Annotated in this window: 22 protein-coding genes; 2 read left to right on the plus strand and 20 right to left on the minus strand. The window is 68.8% G+C overall.

From position 1 onward, the window contains the following. Positions 1-3 precede the first annotated feature (3 nt). Both IMW82_RS06710 and IMW82_RS06715 read right to left on the minus strand, forming a co-directional pair. Complete coding sequence (locus tag IMW82_RS06710) at positions 4-366, minus strand: response regulator (protein ID WP_015448487.1); 363 nt, start codon at positions 364-366, stop codon at positions 4-6. A gap of 13 nt (positions 367-379) precedes the next feature. Continuing rightward, positions 380-781, minus strand: coding sequence for an STAS domain-containing protein (locus tag IMW82_RS06715; protein WP_345777117.1), 402 nt, complete (start codon positions 779-781; stop codon positions 380-382). A 118-nt stretch (positions 782-899) separates the two neighbouring features. On the opposite strand from IMW82_RS06715, the gene IMW82_RS06720 reads away from it, so the two are divergent. Both IMW82_RS06720 and IMW82_RS06725 read left to right on the plus strand, forming a co-directional pair. Continuing rightward, entirely contained in the window at positions 900-2,042 is a 1,143-nt protein-coding gene (locus IMW82_RS06720) for a flagellar hook-length control protein FliK (RefSeq protein WP_211004076.1), read from the plus strand. Then, positions 2,039-2,293 carry a flagellar biosynthesis protein gene (locus IMW82_RS06725; protein WP_211004077.1) on the plus strand — a complete coding sequence of 85 codons (255 nt, stop codon included), beginning with the start codon at positions 2,039-2,041 and terminating at the stop codon, positions 2,291-2,293. Before IMW82_RS06720 ends, IMW82_RS06725 begins: the two co-directional genes overlap by 4 nt. A gap of 28 nt (positions 2,294-2,321) precedes the next feature. Here the strand turns inward: IMW82_RS06725 and IMW82_RS06730 are convergent, their stop codons facing one another. The 18 genes from IMW82_RS06730 to fliM form a co-directional block, all read right to left on the minus strand. After that, positions 2,322-2,678 (minus strand): DUF2802 domain-containing protein, encoded by a 357-nt coding sequence (locus IMW82_RS06730; RefSeq protein WP_211004078.1) that lies wholly within the window; start codon positions 2,676-2,678, stop codon positions 2,322-2,324. Next, complete coding sequence (locus IMW82_RS06735; protein WP_108470711.1) at positions 2,668-3,147, minus strand: chemotaxis protein CheW; 480 nt, start codon at positions 3,145-3,147, stop codon at positions 2,668-2,670. Before IMW82_RS06735 ends, IMW82_RS06730 begins: the two co-directional genes overlap by 11 nt. A gap of 28 nt (positions 3,148-3,175) precedes the next feature. After that, positions 3,176-4,234, minus strand: coding sequence for a flagellar motor protein MotD (gene motD / locus IMW82_RS06740; protein WP_211004079.1), 1,059 nt, complete (start codon positions 4,232-4,234; stop codon positions 3,176-3,178). Next, positions 4,231-4,971, minus strand: a complete 741-nt coding sequence (locus tag IMW82_RS06745; protein WP_211004080.1) for a flagellar motor protein — start codon at positions 4,969-4,971, stop codon at positions 4,231-4,233. Before IMW82_RS06745 ends, motD begins: the two co-directional genes overlap by 4 nt. Before the next feature lie 5 nt (positions 4,972-4,976). Further along, complete coding sequence (locus IMW82_RS06750; RefSeq protein ID WP_211004081.1) at positions 4,977-6,857, minus strand: chemotaxis protein CheA; 1,881 nt, start codon at positions 6,855-6,857, stop codon at positions 4,977-4,979. Positions 6,858-6,870: 13 nt separating this feature from the next. After that, complete coding sequence (locus IMW82_RS06755; protein ID WP_108470715.1) at positions 6,871-7,509, minus strand: protein phosphatase CheZ; 639 nt, start codon at positions 7,507-7,509, stop codon at positions 6,871-6,873. Further along, on the minus strand, positions 7,506-7,913 hold the full coding sequence (locus tag IMW82_RS06760; protein WP_211004082.1) for a chemotaxis response regulator CheY: 408 nt from the start codon (positions 7,911-7,913) through the stop codon (positions 7,506-7,508). The genes IMW82_RS06755 and IMW82_RS06760 overlap by 4 nt, the downstream gene beginning before the upstream one ends. 63 nt (positions 7,914-7,976) lie before the next feature. Beyond that, on the minus strand, positions 7,977-8,705 hold the full coding sequence (locus IMW82_RS06765) for an RNA polymerase sigma factor FliA (protein ID WP_108470717.1): 729 nt from the start codon (positions 8,703-8,705) through the stop codon (positions 7,977-7,979). Then, the gene (locus tag IMW82_RS06770) at positions 8,702-9,637 is read right to left on the minus strand and encodes a P-loop NTPase (RefSeq protein WP_211004312.1); all 936 of its coding nucleotides are present in this window, start codon (positions 9,635-9,637) and stop codon (positions 8,702-8,704) included. Before IMW82_RS06770 ends, IMW82_RS06765 begins: the two co-directional genes overlap by 4 nt. Before the next feature lie 14 nt (positions 9,638-9,651). Continuing rightward, a complete protein-coding gene (gene flhF, locus IMW82_RS06775; RefSeq protein WP_211004083.1) occupies positions 9,652-10,926 on the minus strand; it encodes a flagellar biosynthesis protein FlhF in 1,275 nt (424 codons plus the stop codon). A 130-nt stretch (positions 10,927-11,056) separates the two neighbouring features. Continuing rightward, positions 11,057-13,150 (minus strand): flagellar biosynthesis protein FlhA, encoded by a 2,094-nt coding sequence (gene flhA / locus IMW82_RS06780; protein WP_211004084.1) that lies wholly within the window; start codon positions 13,148-13,150, stop codon positions 11,057-11,059. A gap of 15 nt (positions 13,151-13,165) precedes the next feature. Next, positions 13,166-14,302 carry a flagellar biosynthesis protein FlhB gene (gene flhB / locus IMW82_RS06785; protein WP_108470721.1) on the minus strand — a complete coding sequence of 379 codons (1,137 nt, stop codon included), beginning with the start codon at positions 14,300-14,302 and terminating at the stop codon, positions 13,166-13,168. Positions 14,303-14,307: 5 nt separating this feature from the next. Then, a complete protein-coding gene (gene fliR / locus IMW82_RS06790) occupies positions 14,308-15,078 on the minus strand; it encodes a flagellar biosynthetic protein FliR (protein WP_108470722.1) in 771 nt (256 codons plus the stop codon). Next, on the minus strand, positions 15,075-15,344 hold the full coding sequence (fliQ, locus tag IMW82_RS06795; RefSeq protein ID WP_108470723.1) for a flagellar biosynthesis protein FliQ: 270 nt from the start codon (positions 15,342-15,344) through the stop codon (positions 15,075-15,077). The genes fliR and fliQ overlap by 4 nt, the downstream gene beginning before the upstream one ends. A gap of 829 nt (positions 15,345-16,173) precedes the next feature. Continuing rightward, positions 16,174-16,923, minus strand: a complete 750-nt coding sequence (fliP, locus tag IMW82_RS06800; RefSeq protein ID WP_211004085.1) for a flagellar type III secretion system pore protein FliP — start codon at positions 16,921-16,923, stop codon at positions 16,174-16,176. Further along, complete coding sequence (locus IMW82_RS06805) at positions 16,920-17,312, minus strand: flagellar biosynthetic protein FliO (protein ID WP_211004086.1); 393 nt, start codon at positions 17,310-17,312, stop codon at positions 16,920-16,922. The genes fliP and IMW82_RS06805 overlap by 4 nt, the downstream gene beginning before the upstream one ends. Continuing rightward, positions 17,312-17,659, minus strand: a complete 348-nt coding sequence (gene fliN / locus IMW82_RS06810) for a flagellar motor switch protein FliN (RefSeq protein ID WP_108470726.1) — start codon at positions 17,657-17,659, stop codon at positions 17,312-17,314. The genes IMW82_RS06805 and fliN overlap by 1 nt, the downstream gene beginning before the upstream one ends. After that, positions 17,656-18,672 carry a flagellar motor switch protein FliM gene (gene fliM, locus IMW82_RS06815; protein ID WP_211004087.1) on the minus strand — a complete coding sequence of 339 codons (1,017 nt, stop codon included), beginning with the start codon at positions 18,670-18,672 and terminating at the stop codon, positions 17,656-17,658. Before fliM ends, fliN begins: the two co-directional genes overlap by 4 nt. Between the last annotated feature and the right edge of the window lie 4 nt (positions 18,673-18,676).

Here is an 18,676-nt window from a genome sequence, read left to right on the forward strand (position 1 = left end):
CCTTCAGCCCAGCACGCGCTTGACGGTGGCCAGCAGCTGTTCCGGATCGAACGGCTTGACCAGCCAGCCGGTGGCGCCGGCCGCCTTGCCTTCCATCTTTTTCTCGGTATGCGACTCGGTGGTCAGCATCAGGATCGGCACGCCCTTGTAGGCATCCATCGTGCGCAGCTCGCGCACCATCGCGATGCCGTCCATCACCGGCATGTTGACGTCGGCCAGCACCAGGTCGAACGCGCTGCCGCGCGCCACGTCCAGCGCCAGCTGCCCGTTCTCGGCCTCGGCCACCTCGTGCCCGGCGCCGCGCAGGGTGAACGCCACCATGCCGCGCATCGAGACCGAATCGTCTACCGCAAGAATCTTTGCCATGCTGCCACCTCGTTCAGGCCGGCCCTGCGGCCGGCAGTTCCAGAATCCGCGCCAGGCCGAGCAGGCCAGCCGCCTCGTTGAACGCCTCGCTCGCGCCGCGCCAGTCCAGCGCGCCGCCGCGCGTCTGCAGCTCACGCCGCAACAGCACCAGCAGCTGCAGCGCCGCCGTATCGACACGCTCCACCTGGCTGGCATCCAGCACCACGCTGGCGCCCTGCTTCAGCGCACCCAGCAGTTCCGCCTTCAGCGCGGCCTGGGCGGCGATGCGGCAGTCAGCCGGAAGCACCACCGCGGCGGCGCCGTCCGGTGCCGCCTGCCGCTCGTCCTGTTGCTGCTTCACCGCCCGTTTGCCGGCCATGCCGCCACTCCACGCGCGCTCGTTGGCGCTGACGAGTTGCTTATCGGCCGTCGCCACGATCGCTTTAGGGATCGCCGGCCATGCCCGGGGTCGAACACGGCTCAAGTTCGCCCGCGCGCGGCCGATGTCCTGCTGGACGAACCCGATCGCACACGGCCCGCGTGCAGGAACCCACTTGATCATCCAACCGACCAGCCTGGCCGCCCTCACCTGGGCCGGTGCCGCTTCCGGCACCAGCGCACAAAGCTGGCGCATCGGCACGGTGCTGTCGGCGCGGCCGCTGGGGGTGAACCCGCAGGGGCTGCTGGTGCTGCAGATTGGCGCGCTGGCGGTGGAGACGGAACTACCCAGCAGCCAGTTGCCGGCGCAGTTCCAGGTGCGCGTGCTGAGCCTGGGTGCGCAGCCGCAGCTGGAGGTGCTGGCGCATCCGGTCGACCCGACCTTCCAGCGCGTGCTGCGCGAGCGCCTGCCCCAGCAAAATGGCTATGCCCCCCTGCTGGCCACGCTGGGTACGCTAGCCCAGCGGCCGGTATTGCGCCAGTTGCCGCCGGACCTGCGCACGGCGCTGGCCCTGCTCGAACAATCGCTGCGCACGCCCGCCGAGGTCACCCGCGGCGAAGGCCTGCGCGAGGCGATCAGCCGCAGCGGCCTGTTCTTCGAATCCCGGCTGGCCAGCCCGCACGGCAACCTGGCGGCGCTGGCCGAGGATGACTGGAAAGGTGCCCTGCTGCGCCTGGCCGGTCTGCTCGACCGGCGTGCGCCGGCGCCGGCGGCGCCCAACCGCAGCGATGCCGCACCGCCGATGCTGCAACGTGGCATGCAGGCGCAGCCGCGCGTGCCGCTGCCGCTGGTAGCCGCCGACGACGACGTGGCCCCGCTGCTGGATCGCCTGCACGGCGACGTCAAGGCAGCGCTGGCGCGGGTGGAGGTGGCCCAGCTGGAAGCCGGCGCCAGCCCGCTGCCGGCGTGGATGATCGAGATTCCGTTGCAGGGCGAGGGCGGGCGCGACGTGCTGCAGTTGCAGCTGGAGTTCGCCAGCGATCCCGCCGATGGCAGCCACGGCTGGACGCTCGGCTTCGCGCTGGACCTGCCTGCACTGGGCCCGGTGCAGGGCGAACTGCAACTGCGCGAACCACGGCTGGCGGTACGCCTGTGGGCCGAACAGGCACAGACCGCGCAGCAGCTGGAACGCCAGTTTGGCCCGCTGCGCCAGCGGCTGGCTGCCTGCGGCGTCCTGCTCGACCAGCTGAGCTGCCAGGTCGGCCTGCCGCAGCCGCCAGGCCGGCACAGCGCCGTACTGCTGCAGGCCACCGCATGAATACGCCGCCACCCTCGCGCCGGGTCAGCCTGCGGCTGGCCAGCGGCAACCACACCGAGATCAAGCCGATGCCGCCGGAGTCGCTGGACACCTTGCTGGCGCGCGCCCAGGTGCTGGGCCTGCCGCTGCATCACGATCCGCAGATCGCCGCCCTGCTGGCCTCGCTGCGGCTGCGCGAGGATGTGCCGGTGCTGCTCTACGCCGCGGCGGCCTCGGTACTGGCGGCCGTCTACGACGCAGCGGAAGAATGACCGACCCGACTCACGCCGCGCACCGCTTTCAGGGGCTGGCCGGATGCATCCGCAGGACCAGCTGCGCCTCGTCGCGCGACAGGCCGCAGCGGCTGATCAGTTGTTCCACGTCAGCGCCTTCGCGCGCCAGTTGCTGGGCCAGTTCGTAGGACCGCGGCACCGTCGGCGACGGTTGCCGCTCTATCCGGCCCAGCTGGCGTTCCAGCCTCCCCAGCGCCATCACCAGCATCGAGGTCGGCACGTCGGTGCGGGCATGGGCTGCGTCGTGCGACAGTTCGGCCATCCGCCGCTGCAGCTCGCGCAGTTGGCGCCAGCCGTGGAACAGCAGCGCCGATTGCGCCAGCGCCAGCAACAGCAGGACGCCCACGCCGGTTTCAAGCCACATGACCGTTCCCGTCGTCGGCCCGGCACAGCCGGCGCACGTCGAGCAAGGCCACGAAGCCGCCCTGCCAGGCCAGCACGCCGCTGACCGGATCGTCGTCGCGGCTGGCCCGCCCCGGCGGCGGCGGCGCGATGTCGATACCGTCGCTGCACAGCAGTTCGCCGACGGCATCCACGCGCAGGCCGACCCACTGCCCCGCCTGCGACAGCATCACCACGCGCACCGTGGCCGGCTCCGCCGCCGGCAGCACCGGCAGGCCCAGCCGCCGGCGGCCGTCCATCACCGGCACGATGCGCCCGCGCAGGTGGCGCACGCCGAGCAGGTCAGGGGCGGCGCCCGGCACCGGCGTCAGCTCGCCGTCACGGATGACTTCACTGACCTCGTCCAGCGGCGCGGCATACAGTTGCGTGCCGATCCGGAACGACAGCCAGTGGCGGCCCTCCGCGGCGCGGTCAGCGGCAGTGACGTTCATGCGATGACTCCACGATCGTGCGGCCCGCTCATCGGACGGAGCGGGTCGGGGGGGTGCGTTCGGAGCGGCTGTCCGGAGGAGCGCCGGCGTTCGGCATCGCCGCCGCGACGGCAGCCGGTACGGCGGCGGGCGCGCTGTCTGCCGCGCCGGTGCCGGGCGGCACTGGCGTCAGCGGCACGATGGCGCGCACGGTGGGCAGCACGCCGGGGGCCGATGCCTCGGCCACGCCGGCATGCTGGCCGAGGTCGTCGGCGTCGCTGTGCTCGCGCGGCGGCAGCGAGCTGTTGCCCATCACCACCACCAGTACGCGGCGATTCTGGTTGCGCCCTTCCGCGGTGGTGTTGTCGGCCAGCGGATGCATCTCGCCCCAGCCGATGATGCCAAGCCGGTCCTGGGCCACCCCGTTGACGGCGAACAGGCGCGCCACGCTGCCCGCGCGCGCGGCCGAGAGTTCCCAGTTCGATGGATACAGCGCGGTGTTGATCGGCATGTCGTCGGTGAAGCCCTCGATGCGCACCGGGTTGGTGAACTCCCCCAACACCCCGGCGAGGCTGTGCAGGATGCCCTGCGCCGATGTCGACAACTGGGCCACGCCGCTGGGGAACAGGATGTCGGTACGGATCTCGATTTCCAGCCAGTCCACCTTGTTGCGCAGGTTGACCAGCTTGCGGTCGATCAGCGGCTGCAGCGCCTTGCGCACCTCGCTCTCGATGCGCCCCAGGTTCTGCTGTGACGACGTGGCGCGATGGGCCACGTCGCGCCCGTTGCCACCGCGCATCGCTATCGGGTGCGGCGGAATCGGCACCGCGATCGGCACCACCGACGCCCCCGACTGGCCCGCCGGTGCGGCGATCGCCGGGTCGATATTGTGCGGCCGGATCCGCGTCGGCGGCAGTGGCGCAATGGCGTGGCTGGAGCCGTTGAACGCCTCGATCAGCGACTCGGACATCACCCGGAACTTGCCCTCGTTGACCACCGAGACTGCATACATCACCACGAAGAACGCAAGCAGCAGGGTCATCAGGTCGGCGTAGGGAATCGCCCAGGCTTCGTGGTTCTGGTGTTCCTCGTGCTTGTGCCTTCTCATGCCACGTAACCCTGCAGGCGCGCCTCGATCTGCCGCGGGTTGTCGCCCTGCGCGATCGACACCAGGCCCTCGATCAGGATCTCGCGCATCTGCGTCTGCTTGCTGATCAGGCCCTTCAGCCGCGCCGCCATCGGCAGCATGAACATGTTGGCCAGCGCCACGCCATAGATGGTGGCCACGAAGGCGGCGGCGATGCCATGGCCGAGCTTGCTCGGATCGGCCAGGTTCTGCATCACCGCCATCAATCCCATCACTGCGCCGATGATGCCCAGCGTGGGCGAATAGATGCCGGCCATTTCGAACACCTTGGCACCGGCCAGTTCGATCGATTCGCGGGTTTCCAGGTCCACTTCCAATACGCTGCGGATCGCCTCCGGCTCGCCGCCGTCGACCAGCAATTGCAGACCCTTGCTGACGAACGGGTCGACCTCCGCCTCGATCTGCGGCTCCAGCCCGAGCAAGCCCTGCCGGCGCGAGATTTCGCTCCAGCCGACGATCCGGCTGATCAGGTCGCTCGGCTGGTGCCGGGGCGGCCGGTAGACCATCGAGAGCATCCTGAACGCCTGCTTGAGCACCTTGCCCTGGTTCTGCACCAGCAGGGCGGCGGCCGTGCCGGCGAAGACGATCACGAACGCCGCGGGATTCCACAGCGCACCCACGGTGGAACCCTTGAGGATGGTGCCGACGATGATGACCACGAAGGCCAGAATGGTGCCGATGATGCTTACCAGATCCATGCTGATCAGCCAGTCAGTTGCAGTGAGGTGGAAAGTTGCCCGTTATCACTGGCCAGGCCGGCCAGGTCCATCACCAGCGCCAGCCGGCCGTCGCCGGTGACGGTGGCCCCGGCGACGCCCGGCACGCCGTCGAACAGCGGCCCGAGCGGCTTGACGATGACGTCTTCGCGGCCGAGCACCTCGTGCGCCAGGCAGCCGAGGCGCTGGTGGCCGATGTGCAGTACCACCACATGCCGGCCCGCGGTCGCGGTCGTCGCTGCCCCGGCCCAGCCGACCAGGTTGACCAGCGGCAGGGCACGGCCGCGGTGGCGTGCGACCAGGCGGCCGTCCAGCAAGCAATCCTGGCCGTCGTCGAGTTCGAAGACCTCCTCCACGTTGCCCATCGGCAACGCCAGCAGGCGTGTGTCCACGCGCACCATCAGCACGCGCAGCACCGCCAGGGTCAGCGGTACGGCGAGTTCCAGCTCGCTGCCGTGACCCAGGTTCGAGCGCACCTGCAAGGTGCCGCCGAGTTCGGCCACGCGCGTCTTCACCACGTCCATGCCGACCCCGCGGCCGGAAATGTCGGACACCACCGCCGCAGTGCTGAAGCCGGGACGGAAGATCAATTCGTAGCACTCGCCTTCACTCAGCCGTGCGGCCTGCACGGCATCGATCACGCCCTTCTCCACCGCCTTGCGGCGCAGGATGTCGGGGTCCATGCCGCGGCCGTCGTCGCGCACCGCGATCATGATGCGCTCGCCGCGCTGGCTGGCCGACAGGCATACCCGCCCCTTGCGCGGCTTGCCGGCCTGCTCGCGTTCGCCCGGCAGCTCCACGCCGTGGTCGAGCGCGTTGCGCAGCAGGTGGATCAGCGGGTCGGCCAGCGCCTCGACCAGGCTGCGATCGAGGTCGGTGCCCTCGCCTTCCAACACCAGTTCCACGTCCTTGCCGAGCTGGCGCGCCAGGTCGCGCACGATCCGCGGGAAGCGCTGGAACAGCCGCCCTACCGGCTGCATACGCATGCCCATCACCGCGTTCTGCAATTCGTCGGTGACCCGATCCAGCTCGCTGGCCGCAGCGGCCAGGGCCTCGCCGTCATGGCGCGCGGCCAGGCTGAGCAGGCGGTTGCGCACCAGCACCAGTTCGCCGGCGTGGTTGACCAGCGCATCCAGCCGCGCGGTGTCGACCCGCACGCTGTTTTCCGCCGGTGCCGCATGGTGCGCCGCTGTGGCCGCGGCGGGTTTCGGCGCAACCGTTTCGGCCACTACCGCCGGCGCCACCACGGCTGCCGCGGCGGGCTGCCCGGCCTTGCCATGCAAGGCGTCCAGCAACGCTTCGAACTCGTCGTCGTCGATCGACGCGGACGCGATCGGCGCGATCGGTAACGCGGCCGGCGCGATGGTACCCGGCGCGGCGGTGCCGTACATGCTGTCCAGCAGGGCCTCGAACTCGCTATCGTCGATCGCGCCGCCGTCCGCCGACGGAGCCGGCGCAGCCGCCGGCACCACGACCGCAGCCGGCCGGGCTCCCGGCAACAGCGATTCCAGCAACGCCGGCGGCGGCATCGCCAGCGGGGCCCCGGCGCCCACCGCCGCCATCATGCCGTTGAGCAGGTCGAGCGCTTCGAGCAGCGCATCCATGTGGACGGCGCCGAGCACCACCTTGCCGTTGCGGGCCTCGTTGAGCAGGTCCTCGGCGTGGTGGCACAGCACCACCATCGGCTCGAACGCGAGGAACCCGGCACCGCCCTTGACGGTGTGGAAGGCGCGGAACACGGCATTCAGCAGCTCGCCGTCACCCGGCGCCGCTTCCAGGCCGACCAGTTGCTCGTCGAGCCGCTGCAGCAGTTCGCCGGCCTCGACCAGGAAATCCTGGCGCAGCTCGCTGTCGAATTCGGCATTCATGGCCGGCGGCTCGTCAAAACCCGAATTCGCTGAGCAGGCGGTCGGCATCTTCCTGGCTGGACACCTTGGCCGCCTTGGCCGGCGCCTCGCTGCCGGCCAGGGCGCCGGTCAGGCGCACCAGTTCCAGCAGCGACGATTCGACCGTGCCGATGAAGCTGGCGACCTTCTTGATGCGCTGTCCGGTGAGGTCCTGCCACGACTGCGCCAGCACCATGTCGGCCAGGCCGTCGCGGCAGCTGCCGGCGAACGCCACCGCCTCGCGCGCCAGCACCGCGGCGGCGTCGTTGCCGTTGGTCCACTCCAGCACCTGGCCGGCATTGCGCGTCAGCGACTCGGCCTGCGGCCGCATGCGTTCGGCGAAGTCGAGGCTGCGATGCGCGGCCTGCGCGCTCATCTCCAGTGCGTCCTGCAGGTGCTGGCGCGCGTCGGCGATGGCCGGTACGCCGTCCTGGGCCAGATCGCCACCGAGCCGGCGCACCGCGTCGTGCAGGTCGCGGGCCAGCTGGCCGAGCGCGCGGAACAGGTGCTGCTCGCGCTGGCGCACCATCACGTCCAGCGCCTGCTCGAACGCCGGCCCGTCGGGGCTGTTCAGCAGGTCGCGCAGTTCGGGCGGCAGCGTCTCGTCGATGGCGAGGGGGGAAGAGACGTTCATGCGCTGACTCCGCTGGCGGCGATCCGTTCGAAGATCTTGGTGAGCTTTTCCTTGAGCGTGACCGCGGTGAACGGTTTGACGATGTAGCCGTTCACGCCGGCCTGTGCGGCGGAGATGATCTGGTCGCGGTTGTTCTCGGCGGTGACCATCAGCACCGGCAGGCCTTTCAGCGAGTCCTCCGCGCGGATCGCGCGCAGCAGGTCGATGCCGGTCATGTTCGGCATGTTCCAGTCGGTCACCACCAGGTCGAACGGCTGGCTGCGCAGCATCGTCAGCGCGTTCTCGCCGTCGTCGGCTTCCTGGATCAGCGGGTTGCTGAAACCCAGCTCGACCAGCAGGTTGCGGACGATCCGCCGCATGGTGGAAAAGTCGTCCACCACCAGGATTTTCATGTTCTTGTCCAAACGCTTTCTCCACGTGCGGTACAGGCCGAGGTCCGGCCGCGGGGATTCATGGGGTTCACTGGATCAATTGCGCCAGCCGGTGAGCCTTGCGCGAAGCCGGATGACCGCCTGCCCATGGATCTGGCAGACGCGCGACTCGCTCACGCCGAGCACGGCGCCGATTTCCTTGAGGTTCAATTCCTGTTCGTAGTACAGCGACATCACCAGCTGCTCGCGCTCGGGTAGGCTGCCGATCGCCTCGGCCAGTGCCTCGCGCATGCCGTCGCGCTCGATGTTCTCCGACGGCCCCAGGCTGCCTTCGTCAGCCACGTCGAGCACCGTGCCTTCCTCGCCGTCGTCCGAGGCGGTGAGGCTGAGCAGGCGCACGCAGGCCGCATCGGCGAGCACCTGGTGGTACTCCTCGGCGCTGATGCCGAGCCGGCGGATCACCTCGGCATCGTCGGCCTCGGCGCCGGTCTCGGTCTCGATCTGGCGGATCGTCTCGGCCACTTCGCGGGTCTTGCGGTGCACCGAGCGCGGGGTCCAGTCGGTACGGCGCAATTCGTCCAGCATCGCGCCACGGATGCGGATGCCCGCATACGTCTCGAAGCTGGCCCCCTTGTCGTGGGCAAAATGGCGCGCCGCCTCCAGCAAACCGATCATTCCTGCCTGGATCAGGTCGCCCACGTCGACGCTGGCCGGCAACCGCCCCATCAGGTGATAGGCGATCCGTCGGACCAGCGGCGCGTGCCGACGCACCAGTTCGTCGGCACTCTCGCGGGAAAGTTGCAGATATTCCGAAGCCACGCTCATCTCGGCACCCCACCTACCGGTGTTGTCCGGCCACCAAAAAAAGCAATCCGGTCGAGACCCGCGCGGTCGGGTTCCACCCACTTATCGACCGCACCCGCCAGATTCTTGAATGCCAGCGCGGAATGACTCGATGGCCACAGGTCGACCACCGCGCACTGCCGGCGAATGGCCTGGCGCAGGCGCTCGTCATGCGGTACCCAGCCGCCGAACTCGATCACCACGTCGAGGAAGCGGTCGCTGACCCGCGCCAGCTTCTGGTGCAGCGCGCGCGCGTCGCCCTCGTTGCGCACCATGTTGGCAACCATGCGGATGCGGCGTACGCCGAAGTCGCGGCTGAGCACCTTGGTCAGGCCGTAGGCGTCAGTCAGCGACGCCGGTTCGTCGCACGCCACCACGATCACCTCGGCGGCCGCGGCCGCGAACATCGTCACGTTGTCGGAGAGACCGGCGGCGGTATCCACCAGCAGGTATTCGGGCGGCTGCGCCAGTTCGTCGAAGGCGCGGATGATCGCCGCGTGCTCGCCGTTGTCCAGTTGCGCCAGCCGGCGCGCGCCGGAGCCGGCCGGCACCACGCGCAGGCCGCGCGGCGCGCTCAGCATCAGTTCGTCCAGCGTGCACTCGCCGTCGAGCAGGTGGCCGATATGACGCGACGGCGTGAGGCCGAGCATCACGTCGACGTTGGCCAGGCCCATGTCGGCATCCAGCAGCACCACGTCGCGCCCGGCCACCGACAGCGCCATGCCCAGGTTCACCGCCACCGTGCTCTTGCCGACGCCGCCCTTGCCGCCGGCCACGGCGATGGTGCGGCAATGCCGGCGCGCGGCGGGCGCAGCGGCCAGCAGGCTGCTGGCCTGGTGCGTGGACGGCAGCTCCGCCACAGGTCGACCGCTCATGCCCGACAGCATCCGTTTCAGCCCGGAAGCCTGGTCCATTGCCAATACCCCGCTCATGCGCCAGCCACCGCGAAACCGAAGCGTTCGGCCATCAGGCCGTCGTCGGGCGGCGGGCTCTTCAGTGACTGCGCGGCACGGCACACCAGCACGCGCGCATCCGCCGCGGCGATGTCCTCGGGCACGCGCTGGCCGTCGGTGGTGTAGTCCAGCGGCAACCGGTGGCGGATCAGCACCGACAGCGCGCCGCCCAGGGCCGGGGCTTCATCCAGCTTGGTCAGGATGCAGGCGTGCGGCTTCAACGGCAGGTAGGCGCGCACTGCCTCGTCCAGCGCCTGCGACTGTGCGTTCGCCGCCAATACCAGGCAGGCGCGCAGGTCGCGGGCATCGGCAAGGATTTCCAGTTGCTGGTTGAGCCGCGGGTCGCTGCCGGCAACGCCGGCGGTATCGATCAGCACGGTATGGCTGCCGTGCAGCATCTCCAGCACCTTGCGCAGGCTCGCTGCGTCGTAGGCCGGGTAGACCCGCGCACCGAGCAGCCGGCCGTAGTGTTCCAGCTGCGCGGCGGCACCGATGCGATAGTGGTCGGTGCTGACCAGCGCCACCTGGTCGGCACCGTGGCGCATCACCGCGCGTGCCGCCAGCTTGGCGATGGTGGTGGTCTTGCCCACGCCGGTCGGCCCCACCAGCGCGATGACTCCGCTGTCGTCGCCGCACAGGTCGCGGCCGCTCACCATCAGGCTGCGGCTGAGCATGCCCAGCGGCAGGTAGCGCGCCTGCTCGGCGTTGATCGGCTCGGGCAGCTCGGCCACCAGGGCCCGCGCCACGTCGGGCTCGATGCCCAGCCGCGTCATCTCGCGCAGGATCCGCGCGCGCAGCGGCTGGCGCCGCTCCATGTCGTTCCAGGCCAGGCTGGACAGCTGCATTTCCAGCATCTCGCGCAGGTCGCCCAGTTCGCTGCGCATCTGTGCGGTGTCCTGCGCGGTGCGCTCCATCAGCGGGTGCATCGCCAGCGTGGCCTTCGCCGCACGCGCGGGCGGCGGTGCGTCCACGGTGGCCGGCGGGCGCAGCGCGGGTTCGATCGTTGCCACGCGGGGTTTCGGCGCCGTCGCGGACTCGGACTCGGCATCGACCGACGGCACTTCGGGCGCTGGCGCACCGTGCCTGGCGGCTTCGCGCATCAGCGCCTCGTCGTAGTCGATCGCTGCAATCAGCTCGATGCCTTCGTCCAGCCGACGCGTCGACAGGATCACCGCTTCCGGTCCCTGGTCTTCGCGCACTTCGCGCATGGCCTGGCGCATGTCGGGCGCCACGAAACGCTTGATCTTCATTGATGCTTGCTCCGCAAACGGGATTCGGGAGTGGGGAATGGGGAATGGGAAGAGCGGCTCACGGCGAAGCTGCGACGCCTTTGTTTTTTGTTCTGCCTATTCACCATGCCTGCTCCCGATTCCCGGCTTCTCATCGCCCCAAGGCCTGCACCAGTCGCACCCGACGGTTGTCGGGCACTTCGTTGTAAGCGAGTACGTGCAGGTTTTGTGCCACGTGGCGGGTGAAGCGTGCGAGCCACGGCCGCAGCAGCGGCGCGACCAGCAAAACCGCGGGCTCACCGCTCAATTCCTGGCGCCGCGCGGCGTCGGCCACGCTCTGCTGCAGGCGGTCGGCCAGGCCCGGTTCCACCGCGGCTCCGGCCACGCCGCCACCGCCGGACAGCGAGCCGAGCAGGATCTGTTCGAGCTCCGGCGCCAGCGTGATCACCGGCACCTCGGTGCCCAGCCCGGTGATCTCCTGCACGATCTGCCGGCCCAGCGCCACGCGCACGGCGGCGGTCAGAACGCCGGGATCCTGACTCTGCCCCGCATGCTCCGCCAAGGATTCGACGATGCTGCGCATGTTGCGGATCGGCACCCGCTCGGCCAGCAGGTTCTGCAGAACCTTGACCACCACGCCCAGCGCCATGCGCTTGGGCACCAGGTCCTCGACCAGCTTCGGCGCATTGGCAGCCAGCCGGTCCAGCAGCTGCTGCACGTCCTGGTGGCTGAGCAATTCGTGCGCGTGGCCCTGCAGGATGTGCGACAGATGGGTGGCGATCACCGTGGCCGGGTCGACCACGGTGTAGCCGTAGCTCTGCGCCAGCTCGCGCTGGCCGCTCTCGATCCACACCGCCTCCAGGCCGAATGCCGGGTCCTGCGTGGCGATGCCCTGCAGGGTGCCGTGCACCTGGCCGGGATTGATCGCCATCAGGCGCTCGTTGTGCACCTCGGCCTCGCCCATCGGCACGCCCATCAGGGTGATCCGGTAGGTGTTCGGACCGAGATCCAGGTTGTCGCGGATATGCACCGCCGGCACCAGGAAGCCGAGCTCCTGCGACAGCTTGCGGCGCACCGACTTGATCCGCCCCATCAGCTCGCCGCCCTGGTGCACGTCGACCAGCGGAATCAGCCGGTAGCCCACTTCCAGGCCCAGTGGATCGACGCTGGCCACGTCCTCCCAACCCAGCTCCAGACGCTCGGCCGGCGCGGTGGTGACCGGTTTCTCGGCGACCGACTCGGCCAGCCTGGCGCGGGTCTCGCGCTCGCGCTTCAGGAGCAGCCACGCCACCCCGCCGCAACTGGCACCGAGCAGCAGGAACGCCACGTTCGGCATGCCGGGGATCACGCCCATCACGATCAGCACTGCTGCCGCCACGCCGAGCGCACGCGGCTGGCCGAACACCTGGCCGATCACCTGCTTGCCCATGTCCTGCGATTTGGACACGCGGGTGACGATGATCGCCGCGGCGATCGACAGCATCAGTGCCGGCACCTGCGCCACCAGGCCATCACCGATGGTCAGCAGGGTGTAGGTCTTGGCCGCCTCGCTGGCGGACAGGCCGTGCTGCATCACGCCGACGAAGAAGCCGCCGACGATGTTGATGAACAGGATCAGGATGCCGGCGGTGGCGTCGCCACGCACGAATTTCGAGGCACCGTCCATCGAGCCGTAGAAGTCCGCCTCCTCGCGCACTTCCTGGCGACGCTCGCGGGCCTGCTCCTGGGTCAGCAGGCCGGCGTTGAGATCGGCGTCGATCGCCATCTGTTTGCCCGGCATCGCATCCAGGGTGAAGCGCGCGGTCACTTCCGACACGCGGGTGGCGCCCTTGGTGATCACCACGAAGTTGATCACCACGATGATCGCAAACACCACCAGGCCCACCGCGAAGTTGCCGCCGATGACGAACTCGCCGAACGCCTCGATCACCTTGCCGGCGGCGCCGGGGCCGTCGTGGCCGTGCAGCAGCACCACGCGGGTGGAGGCGATGTTCAGCGCCAGCCGCAGCAGGGTCGCCATCAGCACCACGGTGGGGAACGCGGCGAACTCCAGCGGCCGCATCACGTAGACCACAGCCAGCAGGATCACCAGCGACAGCGCGATGTTGAAGCTGAACAGCATGTCGAGCAGGAACGGCGGCAACGGCAACATCAGCATCGCCAGCATCACCAGCATCATCACCGGCGCGCCAATACCCCGTCGCGCCAGGTGCTTGAAGTTGCCTAGTACATCTGCACCCGTCATGGATTTGACTCGTGGTTATTCGCGGTAAGGCCCCATCAGGTCGGGATCGACCTCGGGGGTTGGCGCTGCCGGTGGTGTCTCGCCCTGCGCCGCGGCTTGCTTCAGCTGGTACACGTAGGCCAGGACCTGGGCCACCGCCACGTACAGCGCGGCGGGGATTTCCCGACCCAGTTCAGTGGTTGCATACAAGGCGCGTGCCAACGGCGGCGCCTCGACCAGCGGGATGCGATGCGAGCCCGCCACCAGGCGGATCTGCGCGGCCAGCACGTCGACGCCCTTGGCGATCACCCGCGGCGCGCCCATGCGGCCGTCGTCGTAGCGCAGGGCCACGGCGAAGTGGGTCGGGTTGACCACCACCACGTCGGCCCGGGGCAGTTCCTCCATCATGCGGCGGCGTGCCTGTGCCTGCTGCACCTGGCGAATGCGCCCCTTCATTTCGGGATTGCCCTCGCTCTCCTTCATCTCGTCCTTGATCTCCTGCCGGGTCATGCGCAGGTTTTTCGCGTGGTCGAACTTCTGGTAGAGGGCATCGATGCCGCCGATCAGCGCCAGCATCGAGCCGAACCACAGCGCGGCGCGGCCGAGCAGGCCGATCGACTGCACGATCCCGGCCATCACCGAGCCGCGCCCGGTGGCCTGCAACTCGCCCTGCCAGTGCCGCAGCAGCAGGGCCAGCACCGCGCCGATGAAGAGCAGCTTCAACAGCGCCTTGCCCAGCTCGACCAGGCCGCGCATCGCGAAAATCTTGCCCAGTCCCTTGATCGGATCGAGTCGTTCGAACTTCGGCTGCAGCGCCTGTGCGCTGAAGTTCAGCCCGCCCAGCAACAACGGCGCGGCCAGCGTGGCCAGCATCGTCGCCACCGCCACCGGTGCGAACAGGTCGAGCGCCTCGCGCAACGCCGCATGCAGCGTGCGTCCCGGCAAGGCGTCGGAAAACAGCGCCTCGCGCGAATACCCAAGGCCCAGCGAGAAGATTCGCCGCGCATGCAGGAACGCACTCTCGCCGCTGTTCAGCAGTGCCGCCACGCCAGCCAACACCACCAGCGCGCCGGACAGGTCGCGCGATCGCGGAACCTCCCCTTTCTCGCGCGATTCGCGCAGCTTTTTTTCGGTAGGTTGTTCGGTTTTTTCCTGGTCGCTGTCGTCCGACATCGCCGTCAGCTCCCCAGCAGGTTGCGCATCAGTGACCAGGCGTCATCCTGCAGCGCCTCGAACGCACCCGGCAGGCTGCGTAGCGACAGCCACAAGGCGATGAATCCCAGCGACACCGTGATCGGGAAGCCCACCGCGAACAGGTTCATCGATGGTGCCGCGCGGCTGATCGCGGCAAAGCCGATGTTCACCACCAGCAACGAAGTCATCGCCGGCAGGGCGACGCGCACGGCGCCGGAAAACAGCTCCGCCGCGAAGCCGACCACCGCGTGCAGGCCGTTGGTGTCGATCGCCGGCACGCCGGGCGGCAGGCTGCGGAAGCTGTCGGCAAGCAGCGCGATCAGGCGCAAATGGCCGTCCATCGCCAGGAACAGCAAGGTCACCAGCAGCAGGTAGAACTGGCTCAGCACGTTCGAACTGCCACCGGCATGCGGATTGACCACCTCGGCGAAGCCCAGGCTCATGCTCTGCCCCACCAGTTCGCCGCCGAACGACACCGCCTCGAACACCAGCTTCAGCACGAAGCCCACCGCCGCGCCGATCAACACCTGCCCGGCCATCGTCGCCACGCCGTCGCCGCTGAGCGGGTCGATCGTCACCGGCGCCAGCGGCGCCAGCACCAGTGACAGCACCACCACCACGCCGATGCGAATACGTGCCGACACCACCGTTGCACTGAACACCGGCGCCACCAGGCACAGCCCGCTCACCCTACCGACCGCCCAGAACAGGCTGCCCAGCCACAGCGGCAACTGCGCCAGGTCCAGCGCCGTCATCTGACCGCGCCCGGCAGGCTCTCGATCAGCTGCGCGGTGTACTGCACCAGCAGGCGCAACATCCACGGCCCGGCGATCAGCGCCACCAGCGCCATCGCGATCAGCTTGGGGATGAAGCTCAGGGTCATCTCGTTGATCTGCGTGGCGGCCTGGATCACGCCCACCAGCAGGCCCACTGCCAGCGCGGTGAGCAGCAACGGCGCGGCCACCAGCATCGCCACGTACAGCGCGTGCTGGCCGATTTCCATGATGGATTCGGGGGTCATGCGCGGGCTCCGGTGGCGTGCTTTGCCGCAGCAGTGGCGAAGGTCGTACGCGATGCTCTTGCTGCATTCAAAGCGAAGAGCTTTCGTCTGCCTTCGGCAGCCGAGTTACTTCTCTTTTGCTTGTCCAAAAGAGAAGTAACCAAGAGAAAACGACACCCCGCTTGGCGCTTGCCGGGCTCCTGCCCGGCAAGTCCGTGAGCCGGGGCCGGGCTTTTCGAGCGGGCATCCTGCCCGCGCGAAAAGGCGTTGCCATCCATGGCAACGCCCGCTGCGCGGCCTGTCGTCCCCGTCTCACCGCCGCGCAAGGGACCCCGGGTAGAGCAGCGGGCCTTCCTGGCCCGCACTCGGTGATAAAGCTGGGAAGCGAAAGCATAAACTGCAAAGCGGAGTCCCACACTGCTGCTGCCTTGCTGCGGTTGTTGCCTTGGCTGCTGCTCTGGCTGTTGCTTTGGCCCTTCTGAAGAGTGCGGGCCACGATGGCCCGCTGCTCTACCCGGGGCCCCTCTGCAGCGGCGGGCGGGCGAAGGAAAGCCCGCAGGGTGGTTCGCAGGGATGCGAACCAGTTTGTCGTCAGGGCAGGATGCCCTGTCGACAAACCCCGTAGCCCGGCCGCGAACTTTCCGGGCAGGATGCCCGGAAAGCGCGGAAGCGGGGTGGCCTTTCTCTTTGGTTACTTTCTCTTTGGCCACGCAAAGAGAAAGTAACTCGGCTGCCGCAGGCAGACGAAAGCCTTTGCTCTGAAAGCTCCTGCTTTGAAAGCTCTTCGCTCCAAATGCGGAGACAGACCAGAACATCGCCCATGAGCGGGCTCCTACAGAGGCGCGGGCGCTCACGTGTAGAAGCTCCCGGCCAGGGTCCCCAGCAACAGCGTCCACCCATCCACCAGCACGAACAGCATGATCTTGAACGGCAGCGAGATGATCATCGGCGAAACCATCATCATGCCCATCGACATCAGCACGCTGGCCACCACCAGGTCGATGATCAGGAACGGGATGAACAGCAGGAAGCCCATCTGGAACGCGGTCTTCAGCTCGCTGGTGAGGAACGCCGGCATCGCCACCTTGAACGGCACGTCGGCCTTGCTCGCATAGGGCTTTTCACCGGCCAGCCGGGTGAACAGCGCCAGGTCGGCCTCGCGCGTCTGGTCGAGCATGAAGTGCTTGAACGGCGCCGACGCCGCCGGCAGCGCCTGCTCGGCAGCGAGCTGGCCGTCCATGTACGGTTTCACGCCATCGGCATAGGCGCGGTTGAGCACCGGCGACATCACGAACAGGGTGAGGAACAGCGCCAGCCCCAGCAGCACCTGGTTCGGCGGGGTCGATTGCGTGCCCAGCGCTTGGCGCAAGAAACCGAGCACGATGATGATGCGGGTGAACGAGGTCATCATCAGCGCGATCGCCGGCAGCAGCGTCAACGCCGTCATCAGCGCCAGCACCTGCAGCGACAGCGTCCAGCTCTGCCCGCCGCCGGGCACGTTCTGCACGTTGACCAGCGGAATGCCCGGCGGTGGCGCCGCCAGCGCCGCCAGCGGCAACAGCAGCAGCGACGCGACGGCGATCCAGCGCCACGCCCTCATGCGCTGCGCTTCCAGCGTGCCAGCAGCTCGCCAAACGCGGGCAGCGGCGGAGCGGCAGGTTGTTCGATCACGACGGGCTCGGCCGCTGCGCCATCGTAGACGTGCAGCGTGCGCATGCCGCCCGGACCCATGCCGATCAGCAGGCGCTTGCCGTCGGCATCGAGCAGCAGCAGCCGCTCGCGCGCGCCCACCGCGAACGTTTCCACGCAGCGGATGCGCCGCCCGGCCACGCCATGGCGACGCTGCATCCGCCGGGTCAGCCAGCCGGCGGCCAGGATCAGGCCGATGATGCCGAGCAGGCTCAGCACCACGCGCACCAGTTCGCCGGCCGCATTGAATTCCGGCGTGGCCGCCGGCGCAACGGCGAGCATGAGGGCCAGGGTGCCCATCAGCGCAGCTTGCGCACGCGTTCGGCCGGACTGATCACGTCGGTCAGGCGGATGCCGAACTTCTCGTTGATCACCACCACCTCGCCGTGCGCCACCAGGGTGCCGTTGACGAACACGTCCAGCGGCTCGCCGGCGGCGCGGTCCAGCTCCACCACCGAGCCCTGGTTCAGCTGCAGCAGGTTGCGGATGCTGATGCGGGTGCGCCCGACTTCCATCGCCAGGGTCACCGGCACATCCAGGATCATGTCGAGGTTGACGTCGCCGCTGCCGGCGGCGAGGCCGTGCAGCGAATCGAACTCGACGCGCTCGCCGGCGGTGGCGGACAAGGTTTCAGCGGACTGGTTCATGCGGGGGTCTTCTCTTTGAAGTTGTCGCCGGCCGCGCGCTTCTCGCGGCGCCCGGCCTGGGCATGGAAACGCACGGCGTTGCGGCCGCCGGACTGGCCGTAGTGGCCACGGAACACCGGCACGTCCTCGGCGTAGACGGTGGCCAGCTCCGGCAACTGCACCGGGATCACGTCGCCCGGGCGCAGGTGCAGGAACTCGCCGAGGGTGAGCTGCAGGTCGAGCAGCAGCGAGCTGAGGCCCACCTCCGCGTCAAACACCTCCTCCTGCAGCATCTCCGCCCAGCGGTCATCGCGGTCGGCGCGGTCGCTCTGCACGCCGGCGTCGAGCAGGGTGCGGATCGGTTCAACCATCGCGTACGGCAGGCTCAGGTGGATCTCGCCGCCGCCGCCGTCGAGTTCGACGTGGAAGCGCGACACCACCACCGTCTCGGTCGGGCTGACGATGTTGGCGAACTGCGGGTTGATCTCGGAGTTCTGGTACTCGAACTGCAGGCCCAGCACCGGCGCCCACGCCTCGGTCATCGCGCCGAACAGTTCCTCCAGCATGATCTGGATCACGCGGTTCTCGGTGGCGGTGAAGTCGCGCCCCTCGATACGCGCGTGGAAGCGCCCGTCACCACCGAAGAAGTTGTCGATCACGGTGAACACCAAGCGCGGCTCGAACACCACCAGCGCAGTGCCGCGCAGCGGCTTGATGCGCACCAGGTTCAGGTTGCTCGGCACCGCCAGGCTGTGCACGTACTCGGCGAACTTGACCATCTTCACGCCCAGCACCGAGACCTCGCAGGTCTTGCGCAACACGTTGAACACGCCCAGCCGGAAGAACCGCGCAAAGCGTTCGTTGACCATTTCCAGCGTGGGCAGCCGCCCACGCACGATGCGGTCCTGCTGGGTGAAGTCATACGCGATCACCGCGTCGACCGGCGGCGGCTCGTCGCCGCCGGTGGCTACCGCGCCGCCGCTGACGCCGTCCAGCAGCGCGTCGATCTCGTCCTGGGAAAGCAGATCGCTCATGCCT

It is taken from the genome of Rhodanobacter sp. B2A1Ga4 (assembly GCF_018101315.1).
Taxonomy (GTDB): Bacteria; Pseudomonadota; Gammaproteobacteria; order Xanthomonadales; family Rhodanobacteraceae; genus Rhodanobacter; species Rhodanobacter thiooxydans_A.